The 15,712-nt window shown below is 35.4% G+C and carries 15 protein-coding genes and 1 pseudogene; 5 read left to right on the forward strand and 11 right to left on the reverse strand.

Annotation, left to right across the window (positions count from 1 at the left end):
* Positions 1-60 precede the first annotated feature (60 nt).
* On the reverse strand, positions 61-1,227 hold the full coding sequence (locus tag LNP22_RS03105) for a DUF1501 domain-containing protein (protein ID WP_229975297.1): 1,167 nt from the start codon (positions 1,225-1,227) through the stop codon (positions 61-63).
* Positions 1,228-1,240: 13 nt separating this feature from the next.
* On the reverse strand, positions 1,241-2,641 hold the full coding sequence (locus tag LNP22_RS03110; RefSeq protein WP_229975298.1) for a DUF1800 domain-containing protein: 1,401 nt from the start codon (positions 2,639-2,641) through the stop codon (positions 1,241-1,243).
* A gap of 254 nt (positions 2,642-2,895) precedes the next feature.
* Here LNP22_RS03110 and LNP22_RS03115 point away from each other — a divergent pair, with 254 nt between their 5' ends.
* A complete protein-coding gene (locus tag LNP22_RS03115; RefSeq protein ID WP_229975299.1) occupies positions 2,896-3,243 on the forward strand; it encodes a hypothetical protein in 348 nt (115 codons plus the stop codon).
* A gap of 308 nt (positions 3,244-3,551) precedes the next feature.
* Here the strand turns inward: LNP22_RS03115 and LNP22_RS03120 are convergent, their stop codons facing one another.
* From LNP22_RS03120 to LNP22_RS03135, 4 genes and pseudogenes are all read right to left on the reverse strand, one after another.
* Positions 3,552-5,945, reverse strand: a complete 2,394-nt coding sequence (locus LNP22_RS03120) for a ribonucleoside-diphosphate reductase subunit alpha (RefSeq protein ID WP_229975300.1) — start codon at positions 5,943-5,945, stop codon at positions 3,552-3,554.
* A 257-nt stretch (positions 5,946-6,202) separates the two neighbouring features.
* Entirely contained in the window at positions 6,203-7,180 is a 978-nt protein-coding gene (locus tag LNP22_RS03125; protein ID WP_210668018.1) for a ribonucleotide-diphosphate reductase subunit beta, read from the reverse strand.
* Positions 7,181-7,515: 335 nt separating this feature from the next.
* Positions 7,516-7,722, reverse strand: a pseudogene (locus LNP22_RS03130) (DUF3109 family protein); the annotation flags it as partial.
* Between the two features lie 708 nt (positions 7,723-8,430).
* The gene (locus tag LNP22_RS03135; RefSeq protein WP_078229216.1) at positions 8,431-9,000 is read right to left on the reverse strand and encodes a DUF3109 family protein; all 570 of its coding nucleotides are present in this window, start codon (positions 8,998-9,000) and stop codon (positions 8,431-8,433) included.
* A 366-nt stretch (positions 9,001-9,366) separates the two neighbouring features.
* Between LNP22_RS03135 and LNP22_RS03140 the strand changes: the two genes are divergently transcribed.
* From LNP22_RS03140 to LNP22_RS03150, 3 genes are all read left to right on the forward strand, one after another.
* Positions 9,367-9,945 (forward strand): MarC family protein, encoded by a 579-nt coding sequence (locus tag LNP22_RS03140; protein WP_059117691.1) that lies wholly within the window; start codon positions 9,367-9,369, stop codon positions 9,943-9,945.
* A 103-nt stretch (positions 9,946-10,048) separates the two neighbouring features.
* The gene (locus LNP22_RS03145; protein WP_210668019.1) at positions 10,049-10,249 is read left to right on the forward strand and encodes a hypothetical protein; all 201 of its coding nucleotides are present in this window, start codon (positions 10,049-10,051) and stop codon (positions 10,247-10,249) included.
* Positions 10,250-10,252: 3 nt separating this feature from the next.
* Positions 10,253-10,858: an FAD-dependent oxidoreductase gene (locus LNP22_RS03150; RefSeq protein ID WP_229975301.1), complete on the forward strand. Its 606-nt coding sequence runs from the start codon at positions 10,253-10,255 to the stop codon at positions 10,856-10,858.
* 96 nt (positions 10,859-10,954) lie between these two features.
* Here the strand turns inward: LNP22_RS03150 and LNP22_RS03155 are convergent, their stop codons facing one another.
* From LNP22_RS03155 to LNP22_RS03170, 4 genes are all read right to left on the reverse strand, one after another.
* On the reverse strand, positions 10,955-11,266 hold the full coding sequence (locus LNP22_RS03155) for a hypothetical protein (RefSeq protein WP_229975302.1): 312 nt from the start codon (positions 11,264-11,266) through the stop codon (positions 10,955-10,957).
* A 73-nt stretch (positions 11,267-11,339) separates the two neighbouring features.
* Positions 11,340-12,917, reverse strand: a complete 1,578-nt coding sequence (locus LNP22_RS03160; protein WP_229975303.1) for a S41 family peptidase — start codon at positions 12,915-12,917, stop codon at positions 11,340-11,342.
* Positions 12,918-13,349, reverse strand: a complete 432-nt coding sequence (locus LNP22_RS03165; protein WP_229975304.1) for a deoxycytidylate deaminase — start codon at positions 13,347-13,349, stop codon at positions 12,918-12,920. It abuts the gene before it with no gap.
* An 8-nt stretch (positions 13,350-13,357) separates the two neighbouring features.
* Positions 13,358-13,951 carry a HupE/UreJ family protein gene (locus tag LNP22_RS03170; protein WP_229976349.1) on the reverse strand — a complete coding sequence of 198 codons (594 nt, stop codon included), beginning with the start codon at positions 13,949-13,951 and terminating at the stop codon, positions 13,358-13,360.
* Between the two features lie 171 nt (positions 13,952-14,122).
* On the opposite strand from LNP22_RS03170, the gene LNP22_RS03175 reads away from it, so the two are divergent.
* The gene (locus LNP22_RS03175; protein WP_210668024.1) at positions 14,123-14,554 is read left to right on the forward strand and encodes a tellurite resistance TerB family protein; all 432 of its coding nucleotides are present in this window, start codon (positions 14,123-14,125) and stop codon (positions 14,552-14,554) included.
* Positions 14,555-14,639: 85 nt separating this feature from the next.
* Here LNP22_RS03175 and fbp read toward each other — a convergent pair whose 3' ends face one another.
* Positions 14,640-15,647: a class 1 fructose-bisphosphatase gene (gene fbp / locus LNP22_RS03180; RefSeq protein WP_210666191.1), complete on the reverse strand. Its 1,008-nt coding sequence runs from the start codon at positions 15,645-15,647 to the stop codon at positions 14,640-14,642.
* Positions 15,648-15,712: the final 65 nt, after the last annotated feature.

Consider the following 15,712-nt stretch of genomic DNA (forward strand, 5'->3'; position numbering starts at 1 on the left):
AATTAAAATTAGTATTAAATGGATCAAAGGAAAACCGTGAGATTTAAAATTTTTACAGCCTTAAAACAATCCAGAAACCGGCTTATTATGTATCCCAATTTTAGCATAATCGAATTGCATTTTTTCTTTTAGTAAAGAAGCATAGACAGTTCTAAAATCAATTTCGTGTTTCAGATCGCCGTTGTCGAGATCGGCTAAATTTGGATTATTACCCAAAACTTTTCCTTTATTATTACCGCCAATAATAAACATTGGTGCCGCTGTGCCGTGATCGGTACCGTTTCCGTTGTCTTTTACGCGTCTTCCAAATTCAGAAAAAACTACAATCGTAACATTCTGAAGTAACTGAGCGGCTTTTAAATCTTGATAAAAACTAAATACCGCATCATTCAAATCGGTTAATTTTCGCTCGTGAATAGCCAGTTGATTATCATGCGTATCAAATCCGCCGAGAGACGTATAATATACTTTCGAATTTAAATTACCCTTTATCAATCGTGCGATCCATTCGAGGTTTTTAGACAAGGCTGTTTTCGGATAAGCAATCTCTGTCTTTGATTGAGCCAGAGCTTTCTGGATATCATCTGAACCTTCAACAACCGAATTGGCAATTTTTCGAACAAAATCCAACTGAGGATTATCAGACAACTTCGTACTTTCTTCCTTGGTTGGTTTTATCTTAAAACGATTAGGATCTTTTACCGTTATGGCGTTGGGCTCCATTCCTTTTAAAGCCAAATTATCGATCGAATCGAGATTAATACCTGCGGTTGGCTGATGATCATGACACTGTAGATCGAGATAGCGCCCGAGCCAGCCTTCATTTATATATTGATTAGAATCTGTGGCGGTTTGCCAGATTTCCTGACTCCTAAAATGCGACCGAATGGGTTCCGGATATCCTACATTTTGCAACACTGTTAGATCACCATTTTGCTGTATTTGAGCAAAATCTTTCAAAGAAGGATGAAAAGCCATTCCGTTATTTTTACCAATGACAGCATCTTTGTTCAGTGCAATTTTGGTTCGCAGATCGTAATACAACGGATTGTCATACGGTACATAAGTATTCAGCCCGTCGTTCCCTCCGTTGAGCTGAATAAACACCAAGCATTGTTCGCCTATAACCAAGTTTTCCTGATGCCCAAATGCGTTCAAAAAACTAGGAAGCACCAGCATTCCGCCAGTAAAAGTTCCTGTAAGCGTTAGAAAATTTCTTCTGTTCATAATCGTGCGGTTTTTAAATCAACTGAAATTCAGGCAATTTTGTAATGTAATTAAACAATCTGATGACGGCAAAATTGGCGTTAGGGTTTTTCGGATCAAAATCATATTTGAGCAAATTTTCCATGTCTTTTTGTACCGATTCATTTACGTTAAACAATAACCTGTCAGATAATTCTGCGATAATGGTTTTATTATTTCCGCCTGAATCATATTGTATTTTTACCTCTTTTTTTTCTAACTCATCTTTCGGTTTAGCATTGTCTTCACTCATCATATTATTGATTGTTTTTTTTGAAAGACTTCTTCCGCTGCACAATAAATCCGAAGTATTATTTCGCTGCAAATACACCTGAGAAGTCAGCCATGAGTTACCGCCATCCCAACCTTTTACATTCACCTGATTGTACAGATCCATTCCTTGCTGTTTTAAAAAAGCAACAATCATTACTGCATTATAATCTTTCAATTGCAATTCATCAATAAGCTGAAAAATATAAACCAACGGATCTTTTATTTTTTTTCCGGAATTATCTTTGGCATATTCTTCAGTAAAAATTTTAGTCAATAACGGCTCAATTTCAAAGTTTACTTTTCTGAAATAATCGCCATAATACGTCACCAATTCCTCTGATGGCGCATCGTACAGAAACCATTTCAGAATTTTTCTGGTAATGAGATATGGAATATTTTTTTGTTCGAAAATTAGGTCGACCAAATCATCTGCTTTCCAGTTGCCTGTTTTTCCAAAATAGGTTTTATCGCTATTGTCTTCGGCAAACTTTCTGTATACAGCGCTTTCGTCTCCCAGATTCAATCCTGCCAAAGCACGTGCGCCCTCTTTGATGTCGTTCTCGGTGTAATTCCCAATTCCGATAGTAAACAATTCCAGTAATTCTCGGCTCAGATTTTCGTTAAACTTACCTTTTTTGTTGTCTACATTATCCAAATACTTCACCATCGCATTCGATTTTACGATTTGCTTAGTGAGTTCTTTAAAATTGCCAAAAGCATGCTCTCGCAAAATCATATTGTGTTGGTAAATCCAGTAATTGACTTTTACCTTTTGCGAAGTAGCCACAAAATGATTGTGCCAGAAACAAACCATTTTTTCCCGCAAAGGAAATTCGTCGCTTTGCATTTTGCCAATCCACCACTTCTTGAATTCAATAGCCGAATAGATTTCTTTTTTCAGGATTTTCTTTTTCTCCTCCGCATCAGCATTCTTGATCTGCTCGCGTATAACTTTAAGTTCAGCGAGAGTTTTAGGATCATCGTCTAAAAAAGTCGGGAGCGTTTTATCAAACTTCGGGACATAGGATTTCTTTAAGAATTTTTCAAATCCCAACTTTTCGATCGCCGCGGCTTCTTTACCAGAAAACCCTAACCGTAATGACCAAAGATTACTTTTATCCATAACGCAGTAATTTATTTAGAAATAAGACGTTGGTTTTTATAAAAGGTTTAATTGCAAGGTAATAGTTCTAACTAAGAATTCACTCTAATATTGTCATTCCGAGGAACGAGGAATCTTCACAAGAAACTCCGCAATCTACATTATCAATCTTTGTGGAGCTTCTGGCGGAGATTCCTCGTTCCTCGGAATGAACAAATATTATAAATCTGACAGCAGGTTATACTTTTAGTAAAGCAGTTTATAAATGTCTGACAGTGGTTTGTACTTTTAGCAAAGCAGTTTGCAAATGTCTGACAGCAGTTTGTACTTTTTGCGAAGCAGTTTGTAAATGTCTGACAGCGGTTTGTACTTTTAGCGAAGCAGTTTACAAATGTCTGACAGCAGGTTATACTTTTAACGAAGCAGTTTGCAAATGTCTGACAGCAGGTAATACTTTTAGCGAAGCAGTTTGTAAATGTCTGACAGCAGGTTATACTTTTAGCGAAGCAGTTTGCAAATGTCTGACAGTGGTTTGTACTTTTAGCGAAGCAGTTTGTAAATGTCTGACAGCGGTTTTTAATTCTTCGTTGTACAGATATGCTATTTCGTTGCGACATTTTTAGTTTAAATACACAAAAAAAATTACGGGTGCTTTAAGGTATGGTTTTTATGATAACAGTTGCAAAAAAGCACTAAAAATAATGTTGTCGTGGTGAGAATATTTCCTAGCCCAGATTGCCGTGGAAATCCTTTTTATTTTTCTTTAAAAATAAAAAGATTACTTCACATTATGTTATTCAATTGGGGCTCAGTGAACCTTGTTTAGAACGAAAAGCGGTAAATAGCTCCTAAAAAAAAGCAGCTACCTTTACGATAACTGCTTTCTATATATTCTAAAAATCTAAAATCTCAGATCTACAATCTAAAATTATTAAGACCCACACATTTCACAATCTTCAGGATCTCCGGCTTGTGCTTTTAGCAACATCGCTTTGTAATCCTCAATATTGATTTCTTCTGTTTCTGCAACTAAAGCTGGTGCTGTTTCTTCTTTTTTGTCGTTGTTTAATGTAAATTTAATGGCATCTACCGCAGATTTTGTTCTTAGGTAATACATTCCTGTTTTTAGACCAGATTGCCAAGCGTAGAAGTGCATAGACGTTAATTTAGAATAATTAGCATCTTGCATAAACAAGTTCAACGATTGCGATTGGTCAATAAAATAACCTCTTTGGCGTGACATATCGATAATATCTTTCATCGACATTTCCCAAACCGTTTTGTACAATTCTTTTAAGTCTTGCGGAATCACATCAATATTTTGAACAGAACCGTTATGACGCATGATTTCTTGCTTCAAAGTCTCGTTCCACAAACCTCTTTCTACTAAGTCATGAAGTAAGTGCTTGTTGACAACTATAAACTCTCCAGACAATACACGACGTGTGTAAATATTGGATGTATAAGGTTCGAATGCCTCATTGTTTCCTAAAATTTGCGAAGTCGAAGCTGTTGGCATTGGCGCCACTAACAATGAGTTACGAACCCCGTGCTCCATTACTTCTTTTCTAAGAGAAGCCCAGTCCCAACGACCAGATAATTCTTCATCTTTCATTCCCCACATGTTGTATTGGAATTCTCCTTTAGACATTGGAGAACCTTCAAATGTAGAATAAGGTCCTTCTTCTTTGGCCATTTCCATAGAAGCGGTAACAGCAGCAAAATATAAAGTTTCGAAAATTTCTTGGTTCAAAGTTTTAGCTTCATCACTTGTAAACGGCATACGCAACATGATAAAAGCATCTGCTAAACCTTGCACACCTAAACCAACCGGACGGTGACGTAAGTTAGAATTTTCAGCTTCTTTTACCGGATAATAGTTTCTGTCGATTACTTTGTTCAGGTTACGCGTTACACGTTTGGTAACATTGTAAAGTGCTTCGTGATCAAATTTTCCGTTTTCAATAAACATTGGCAACGAAATAGAAGCTAGGTTACAAACTGCGATTTCGTCTTTAGACGTGTATTCCATAATCTCTGTACACAAGTTTGAAGAACGAATTGTCCCTAAGTTCTTGTGGTTTGATTTACGGTTTGCTGCATCTTTGTACAACATATAAGGTGTTCCTGTCTCGATTTGAGACTCTAGGATTTTCTCCCACAATTCGCGAGCACGGATGGTTTTTCTGCCTTTTCCTCTAAATTCATAATCCAAATACATGGCTTCAAATTCTTCTCCGTAAACATCGTACAATCCAGGACATTCGTTAGGGCACATCAAAGTCCATGAAGCATCTTCTTGTACACGTTTCATAAACAAATCAGAGGTCCACATGGCGAAGAATAAATCTCTCGCACGCATTTCTTCCTTACCTGTGTTTTTCTTCAAATCTAAAAATTCGAAGATATCAGCATGCCAAGTTTCGATGTAAATCGCAAAACTACCTTTACGTTTCCCACCACCTTGATCTACATAACGTGCTGTATCATTAAAAACTCTCAACATCGGAACAATTCCGTTTGAAGTTCCGTTTGTACCACGAATGTAAGATCCTGTAGCACGAACGTTATGAATAGAAAGACCAATTCCTCCCGCTGATTGTGAGATTTTGGCCGTTTGTTTTAAAGTATCATAAATACCATCAATACTATCATCTTGCATTGCCAAAAGGAAACAAGAAGACATTTGTGGTTTTGGAGTTCCCGCATTAAACAACGTTGGCGTTGCATGCGTAAAGAACTTTTTAGACATTAAATCATACGTTTCAATTACCGATTTTAAATCGTCTAAGTGAATCCCTACCGAAACACGCATCAACATGTGTTGTGGTCTTTCGACGATTTTTCCGTTTATTTTTAGCAAGTAAGAACGCTCTAAGGTTTTAAATCCGAAGTAATCGTAATTAAAATCTCTTGTATAAATAATATGCGAATCTAAGAAAGCTGCATTTTCCTGAATCACTTTAAACACTTCATCCGAAAGCAAAGGAGCCTCTTGCCCATTTCTCGGATTTACGTAGTGATACATATCTTTCATCGTTTCTGAGAACGATTTTTTAGTATTAGAATGTAGGTTCGAGATTGCTACACGAGCTGCCAATTGGGCATAATCAGGATGAGCAATAGTCATAGAAGCCGCAGTTTCTGCTGCAAGATTATCCAGTTCAGATGTAGAAACTCCGTCATACAATCCTTCGATAACACGCATGGCTACCTTAACAGGATCTACAAGCTCATTAAGCCCGTAACACAATTTTTTTATTCTTTCTGTAATCTTATCAAACATTACCGGCTCTTTGTGCCCATCTCTTTTTACTACATACATAAGCTTACTATTTTATTGTTATTGAAAATGAAAGACACTAGAAAACGAATTCCAGCACTTAAACATTGTGTGTTTTTAAATTATTTTTTGAGAATTATAGCATTCTCAATAGCTACCCCGTTCCAATCTGAAATCAGACCGAAAATGTGTCGAAAATTGCAGAATCTACGATTTGGGAAAAGAGATTCTTAAAATGTTTTGTTATAAAATTTTAATTAGCGTTGATTTGGGGTAAAACACTAAACTATTTTGGTTGTCTAAAAATCTGCATCAAATGAAATTTTCTGAGCATCACTATCGGTATTCATCACACCAGATTTTTGATACTCGGCAACACGTTTTTCAAAGAAATTAGTTTTTCCCTGAAGAGAGATCATGTCCATAAAATCAAACGGATTTGCTGATCCATATACGCGCTCGCAACCTAATTCTACTAATAATCTATCGGCAACAAATTCCAGGTATTGCGTCATTAGAACCGCATTCATACCAATTAAACTTACCGGAAGCGATTCTGTTACAAACTCTCTTTCGATGTCTAAAGCATCAACGATAATTTCTTTGATTCTTTCTTTCGGCACTTTATTGATTAGGTGGTGATTGTGCAAGTGAACGGCAAAATCGCAATGAACGCCTTCGTCACGCGAAATTAATTCGTTAGAGAAAGTCAAACCTGGCATTAAACCACGTTTTTTCAACCAGTAGATAGAACAGAAAGCTCCTGAGAAAAAGATCCCTTCAACGGCTGCAAAGGCAATCAGTCTTTCGGCAAAGGAATCAGACTCGATCCATTTTAGCGCCCAGTCTGCTTTTTTTCTGATAGCAGGAAAGACTTCTAATGCATTAAACAATTCTGCTTTCTCTGCTTCATCTTTCACGTAAGTGTCAATTAATAAAGAGTAGGTTTCGCTGTGAATGTTTTCCATCATGATCTGAAAACCATAGAAAAACTTCGCTTCGGCATATTGTACTTCATTTACAAAATTCTCTGCAAGGTTCTCATTAACGATTCCGTCAGAAGCAGCAAAAAATGCCAAAATATGTTTAATGAAATATCTTTCGTCGTCACTTAACTTATTGTTCCAATCGGTCAAGTCTTGGTGTAAATCAATTTCTTCAGCAGTCCAGAAACTAGCCTCCATTTTCTTATACCATTCCCAAATATCATGATGTTTAATCGGAAAAATAACGAAACGATTTTTATTTTCTTGTAATATTGGCTCCACTTGTGACATGACTGTTTTTATTTAATTTTTGTGTTGATTTTATGCTAAATCAACAGGGTACAAAGATTGTCATTTGTTGCCAAAAATAAAAGCCAAACTTATTCACAATCGGAGGTAGTTTTTAACAACGCCAAAAAAAAGAATATTTTTCAGACAATAATTAAAATATTGTAAATGAGCGATTTAAATTTATCATCTAGTTCTCAAACAGCTATAAAATATAGACTTTTTATCATACCAAGCAAGGAAAATGCATTTGTTTTTAAAACTTTTTCAGAAGCTTACTTTTGATTTTTTTAGTCAAAATTCAGACCTTCTCAATGACAGTAATGGCTAACGGATTTTTAAGATTTTTTTAGCTCCTCAGCCACTTTTTCAAGCTCCAAATACCAGTCTTCGCCAAAGCGACGAATTAAAGCTTCTTTGACAAATTTATAAACCGGAACTTCCAGTTCTTTACCCAAAGAACAAGCATCATCGCAAATGTCCCATTTATCATAATTGACTGCGGCGAACTCTGTAAAATCTTTCACGCAGATGGGAAATAAATGATATAAGTATGATTGTTTTTATTGATAATCTTCTATTTACTTTGTAACTGATATAAAAATTAATACTACAACAAAATTAGAAATGATGACAGTTGAAAATATTCGCTACTGAGAATAAGGGGTCGGCAGTTACAGCCTATTATTGACAAATTAAAGATCTTATTTTAACATTAGATTTAATGTTTATTTTTATATTTATTTTTACATTTGTAAAAATAAAAAGAACCCGCCTAGTAGACGGGTTTCTAAATCGGAACTATTTTACTTTTTTTTTAATCCTCGCACAATCACATCTAAAGTGCGTATTACATTAAAAACAATTAAGGAAATAGTTAGCCAATCTTGAGGATTTCTTGGGTCCATGAGATAAGTAATTTAAAAAAAGCTGCAGCCTAGGAACTGTGGCTTTTTTGTTGAATACAAATTTCGACCTTTTATACTGATAATAAAAGCCAAACTTATTCACAACCCGAGGTAGTTTTTAACAACGGAGAAAAAAAGAATATTTTTCAGACAATTATTAAAATATTGTAAATGAGTGATTTAAAATCTACATCCCTATCTCAAGGACCTATTAAATATAGACTTTTTTTTTATCATACCAAGCAAGGAAAATGGATTTGTTTTTAAAACTTTTTCAGAAGCTTACTTTTGATTTTTTTAGTCAAAATTCAGACCTTCTCAATGACAGTAATGGCTAACGGATTTTTAAGATTTTTTTAGCTCCTCAGCCACTTTTTCAAGCTCCAAATACCAGTCTTCGCCAAAGCGACGAATTAAAGCTTCTTTGACAAATTTATAAACCGGAACTTCTAATTCTTTACCTAAAGAACAAGCATCATCGCAAATGTCCCATTTATCATAATTGACTGCGGCGAACTCTGTAAAATCTTTCACCCGAATTGGATATAGGTGACAAGAAACTGGTTTCTTCCAATCTACAATTCCTTGATTGTAGGCTTGCTCGATTCCGCAAAGGGCCGTTTTACCATCAAAAATAACGTACGCACAATCTTTTTCATCAATTAATGGCGTTTCAAGATCACCGTCTGTTCCTTTTACCCAGGTTCCCTGCGCTTCGATTGCAGCAATTCCTTCCTTTCTTAAAAAAGGTTTTACTTTAGGATAAATTTCTTCCAGAATTTTAGTTTCAGCTTCGCTCAAAGGTGCGCCAGCATCTCCGTCAACACAACAAGCTCCTTTACAAGCCGACAAATTGCACACGAATTCTTTTTCAAGAATATCCTCAGAAATAATGGTTTTACCTAATTGAAACATGATTGTAAAGTACTAAAATTTATAAAGTGCAAAGATAGTCAAAGAAAACAGATAAAATACAGCCAATATTCAACCCTAAGACTTAGTGGAAATTTTATTGCAAAGAACAATTACAGTTTTTTTATTGAAATTTAAAAAATGATAAAATTGCGTCCTCAAACAAGCAGAAAAAATCATTTAGAAGCCACAAAAAATCTTTCGATTACACTTAGAATCAATAGAACAAACTACTTATTGTTACAAATATCACTTTTTTAGTCAAAAAAACATGTTTTTATAACAAAAATACAGCGTTTGATTCAAAAAAATAAAACGACTAACTTTATTAATTACCTTTGTCGAACTTTAATCGCTAAATAAAAAAAAATGTTAGAAATTGATTTTAAGGAAATTATCACTGTCGGAATGGTACTTTTTGCAGTAATTGATATCGTAGGATCTATTCCGATTATTGTAAATTTACGAGCAAAAGTTGGTCACATCGAGTCGGAGAAAGCATCAATCGTAGCCGGAATGATTATGATTGTTTTTCTTTTTGTTGGTGAAGGTTTTCTAAGCTTAATTGGTATCGATGTACATTCGTTTGCTGTAGCAGGATCCTTTGTGTTGTTTTTTCTGGCTCTAGAAATGATTTTAGGAATAAGAATCTATCGCGACGAAGAACCAGGATCAGCTTCTATCGTTCCTCTGGCGTTCCCGCTAATAGCCGGTGCAGGAACCATGACAACCTTATTATCGTTACGATCGCAATTTCATACTATCAATATCATTATTGCCATCCTATTAAATATCATTTTGGTATATATTGTTTTAAAATCTTCGAAAAAAATAGAAAATTTATTAGGAGAAAACGGACTGGGAGTCGTACGTAAGACCTTTGGAGTAATACTTTTAGCCATTGCTGTTAAATTATTCGCTGCTAATGTTAAAGGTTTGTTTGTCTAAAAGATATTTTTATAAATTTACACCATAAAATTTCTAAAATATAGTTTAAGCAATTACTACTTTTTAAACTTTACTTTATTATTTTAGACAAATAAACAACCACATGAAAATTTTTACCTCAATCTTAGTAATTTTAGCATTGGCCTTAATTGTTTTTAATATTACGCTGCTTGACTTCAAAAATCCTTTCCAGGGAGACAGTGCTGTAGCTTTTATTGGAATAGCCGCTTCATTTTGTGCCGTTTTGATTCTTTTGATTTTTAGAATTTCTAAAAGAATTGAAGAAAAAACACATGGTAGATAAGAGATGTTTGACGCATTAATCATTGGCGGAGGAGTTTCAGGCATGTCCTGTGCTCTTGTTTTAGGATCGGCTAGAAACAAAGCATTTGCTGCTGACAAAAAAATTGGAATTTTTACTCATCAGAAAAATTCTTCGTTACAAGAAGCCATTTTCTACAATGCTTATGGCATAACTCCGGGCAAACTTGGTCACGAACTATTAACAGAAAGTACGCAACATTTAGCCGAAAGTTATCCTCATATAACACAGCTTCCGAACGAAAAAGTAATTAAAATCGAAGGTTTGTACCCCAATTTTACGGTAACGACCAACAAAGGGGCCTATAAAACCAAAAATATCATTGTTGGAATTGGTTCCGCCAATACTTTTGATATCGAAGGTTTAATGCAATATATCGAACCACACAAAAAAGCTTTACCGGAAAAACAACGCATTCAGCTTAAAAATGAAGATCATAAAGTAGCTGAAGGCATTTATGCAATTGGAACCTTGGCAGGCTGGAGAAGCCAACTGGCAATTGCCTCGGGAAGTGGCGCCGCCGTAGCAACCGACATTCTTACGCTGTGGAACAACGGTATTCAAACTCACGCTCACGACAGTACTCGATAAATATAAAAAAAATTTGCATTAAACAAGAATTAAGATAAATGCGTAATAAACTGGTTTAGTGCAAATGGTTATAGTTTATGAATTTGTTTTGAAATTTTATTTAATCGAAACAATTTCTTTAACCTTGATATGTTTTTCGGTGTCAGTATTCCAAATTTCTCCTTTTAAAGCAACTTCTTCACCTTGCTTCAACTGTTTGTAATGTTGAGGACCTCCAACATTAACAATGCTAATCGTTGCAAAATAAACCTCGTTTTTATCAGTTTTGATCTTGGCTGTATAGCCGTCTTTGCCAAATTCTATCGATTCGACTTTTCCAGAAATGTTGTTTTTATCTTTGGTGCAAGCGCAGGAAATTATAAAAGTCATTACAATGAGAAGCACACTTATCTTTTTGATATTTTTCATAGTTGGTATTTTAATTGGCGCGAAGAACACATTATTTTAAGCAGAATACATTGCTTTTAGTTTTAAAAAATCATTATTTCTTAGCATTCAAAATCTTATTAATCATCGCGTCTTCTTTTAGAATTACATCATAATAATACAATTCTCCAAACAATTGTCGGGCAAATTCGGCCGTGATATAGCGATTGACTAATGCTTTGGTTTTGTCTAATTTTAAGTCCAAACCTGTGAGTGCAATATATTTTTTAAACTGTTTGAAATAAAGATCATCGTTTTTCATCTTTACAAGAAACTCATTAAAATGAAGTCCTGCAAAAGCATTACGATTCTTGTCTAATTCCTCAAAAACAAAATGTCCCACAACTCCAGTTTGCAACAGATACGCTACATTTTCGTTGCCGTGTTCTACCTGGAGAGGCACAAAAACATCAGGAACGATACCACCACCACCATAAACAACCTTACCTTTTGGCGTTTTAAACTTTAGAGAATCCGCTACCTTTATACTGTCTTTGGCATACAATTCGCCAGTTTCTAGACGGTCTTCAGACTCTTTAAAATATTCTTCATTTCCTTTTTTATAAGGCTTCTGGATAGAGCGTCCTGTGGGTGTGTAATAGCGGGCAACGGTCAGTCTTACGGCAGATCCGTCGTTAAAATCCATTTCCCGTTGCACCAATCCTTTTCCAAAAGAGCGGCGTCCTACAATTGTGCCACGGTCATTATCTTGAAGTGCTCCTGCCAAGATTTCGCTTGCAGAGGCACTATTTTCATTAATTAAAACATAGACTTTTCCGGTTTCAAAACTACCTTTTGCTGTAGCATAGGTTTTTTCGGTCTCACCGTTTTTATTTTTTGTAAAAACGATAAGTTGCTTGTCTTTCAAAAATTCATCGGCTATAGCCACCGCTTCCTCCATATAACCGCCCCCATTGTCACGAAGATCAATGATTAAAGACTGGATTCCCTTTTGTTTCAACTTCGTCAAACCCGACTTAAACTCACTAAAAGTAGTTTCGGCAAAACGGTTTATTTTTATGTAACCCGTTTTATTAGCCAATAGCATAGCCGCATCGACGCTTTTTAGCGGAATGACATCTCTTTTTATTTTGAATTTAAGTTTTTTCTCTTCAGATTTTCTAAAAACCGTCAGCTCAATTTCTGAGCCTACTTTGCCTTTAAGCTTCGAAAACAAACTATCAGAAGGCAATCTTCGACCGTATAATTTTGTTTTTCCTGCAAATAAAATTCGGTCACCAGATTTTAATCCTGCTTTTGCAGAAGGACCATTTTCTACTGTTTTTATAATAGCAACAGAATCTTTATACATGTAAAAATTGATGCCTATGCCTACAAAATCACCTCTCATGCTTTCGACAACACTAACCTGTTCTGCAGGCGGAATGTAAACCGAATGCGGGTCTAATTTTGACAGAATATTATCGACTGTTAAGTTTACAATCGAATCTGTGTTGACACTGTCAACATATTCGTTATTGATAAAATCAATTAGTTTGTTCAGTTTAGTTTTAGAATAATTTTTAGCCAAAAACTGATCCTCAACAGGAGCATTCATCATGCTTCCGAGAACAATACCGAGCGCCAAAGTCGACCCGATAATAATAGGCAGGTATTTAGTATTTGTTTTCATTTATTCTTCTAAAACAGGAATATGCTCTACTTCTACACCCGCTTTTATCAAAAATGCTATTCCGGCATCATCGCGATATCCGTTCTGGTAAACCACTCTTTTTATTCCTGACTGATGGATCAATTTACTGCATTCTTTGCAAGGCGAAAGAGTAATATACAATGTTGCACCTTCACAGGATTGCGTAGAACGGGCTACTTTTAGAATGGCATTTGCTTCGGCGTGCAAAACATCCCAACGCGTTAATCCTTCTTCATCTTCGCAGCAATTCTCAAATCCGGATGGTGTTCCGTTGTAACCGTCTGAGATAATCATTCTGTCTCTTACGATAATGGCTCCTACTTGTTTACGTTTACAATAAGAGAGTAAACTCCATTCTTTTGCAATTCGCAAATACGCTTTATCGTATTTATTTAATTTTTTTTCTTCCATTTAATATTTTATCTGTTCCAGATCGGACTCGAAATAATCATCGGAATGACAACACCTATAACAAAAGCTGACATTACAAGCGTCCAATCGCGTTTTGAAAAACGAAAAACAGTCTGCACAATATACGATAATATTAAAACAATAAAAACGACCACCAACTGTGCTACTTCGATCCCCAGAGCAAACTCGCCTAAAGGTAGTAATTTTGATGTTGCAGTTCCTCCTAAAATCGTTTTAAAATAATTTGAAAACCCAAGACCGTGAATGATTCCGAAAAATAAGGTTACAAAAAATATCAGATTCAGGCTTTCATTTTTACCTGTTTTCCCGGCTGTAAAAAGATGAAAAACGGCTGTTACCAGAATCGTAATCGGAATAAGAAACTCAACAATATTGGCCTTTACTGCAATAATTCCAAAAACAGAAAGCAACAATGCCAATGTGTGTCCTATTGTAAAAACAGAAACTAATAATAGAATGCGTTTCCAGTCTTTGAAGGAGTAAGGAACGGTTAAAGCGATTAAAAACAGGACATGATCGTAGGCATGAATATCTAAAACATGCTTCAATCCTATTTGAAAATAAATCCAAAATTCTGACATCATTATTTTTGTATTAATTGATTAAGGGGTTGTAAACTTACGATTAATTTTGAAAATTACAGAAGCTGCAACGTTATTACAACGGATAAAATAAGTTAAAATTTTATGAAAAAATTAAAATTAATAATTTAAAATTAAGATATATCTTTGTACGATAAAAACTCTATAATTATGTCATTTTCAGATTTATTCGATAGCGAATTCAAACAAAGAAACAAAGGTCACTTTTCAGCTATTGTGCGTGTAGCATTAGCAGATGGAACCATTCACCCAGAAGAGAAAGATTTCTTAGACAAATTAGCTGCTCGTTTAGAAATTTCAGAGGCTGAATACGAAGAAATCCTTAGCCAACCTTCGAAATATCCAATCAACCCGCCTTACTTATATGTACAACGTTTAGAGCGTTTATACGATTTAACCAGGATGGTACATGTTGATCACCATCTAGAAGACAAGCAAGAAATAATGTTAAGAAAATTAGGTATTGCTTTAGGATTTACGCCAGGTAACGTCAACCACATTATCGCAAAAGCCTTGTCATTGGTAGATAAAAAAGTAGATTCGGATACTTTTGTATACGAAATGCAAAACATGAATAAATAGTTTCCGGTTTTTGATCCACCATCAAAATCTGGAACTACAATAAAAAACAAAACCCGATAAATCTCAATTTATCGGGTTTTTATATTTAAGCTTCAGCAGCCATAAATTCTTCGGCTTTTTCGACCATATTCAGATTTCCGCAGAAAAAAGGAACACGCTGATGAAGCTCGGTTGGCTGGATTTCCATAATTCTCCCAAAACCATCCGTTGCCTTTCCTCCGGCCTGCTCTGCAATAAAAGCAATCGGATTGCATTCGTACAACAAACGCAGCTTTCCGTTTGGCGCTTTCGAACTTGTCGGATAAAGATAAATGCCGCCCTTGATCATATTTCGATGAAAATCGGCAACCAAACTTCCAATATATCTTGATGTGTAAGGTCTGTCGTCTTCTTCGCGCTGGCAATATTTGATGTAGTTTTTTACTCCTTGCGGAAAATGCACATAATTACCTTCATTGACTGAATAGATTTTTCCGTCAGGCGGAAATTTCATATTCGGGTGCGACAGATAAAATGTTCCGATAGCAGGATTGAGCGTAAATCCGTTTACACCATGACCTGTTGTATAAACCAACATCGTTGAAGTTCCGTAAATTACATATCCCGCTGCCACCTGATTGATTCCGGGTTGCAGGAAATCCTCACTCGTCACAGGAGTTCCAATAGGCGTAATTCTTCTAAAAACCGAGAAAATTGTTCCCACAGAAACATTGACATCAATATTTGAAGAACCGTCCAAAGGATCCATCAAAATTACATATTTATTATTGTGACTGTTATCGCTTCCCTGTACCGTAATAAAATCGTCATTCTCTTCAGAGGCAATTCCGCACACAATTTCTCTGTTGATTAAAGTCTGAATAAAAACTTCATTAGCATACACGTCTAATTTTTGTTGATCTTCTCCCTGAATATTTTGTTCTCCGGCTGCTCCAATAATATCAACCAGACCTGCTTTGTTTACTTTATAGTTTACGACTTTGGCCGCCAAACGTATCGAATTAATAATACGAGAAAGTTCTCCCGATGAATATTGAAATGCTTTTTGATTCTCGATGATAAACTCACCTAATGTTGTATTGCGTTCTTCCATTATACTATATCGTTGTAGTTTTTTTGACGTCACAAATATCGTTTTTTTTGTGACAATGATTTAAA

Source organism: Flavobacterium flavipigmentatum (genome assembly GCF_020911905.1).
In the GTDB taxonomy this organism is placed as follows: domain Bacteria; phylum Bacteroidota; class Bacteroidia; order Flavobacteriales; family Flavobacteriaceae; genus Flavobacterium; species Flavobacterium flavipigmentatum.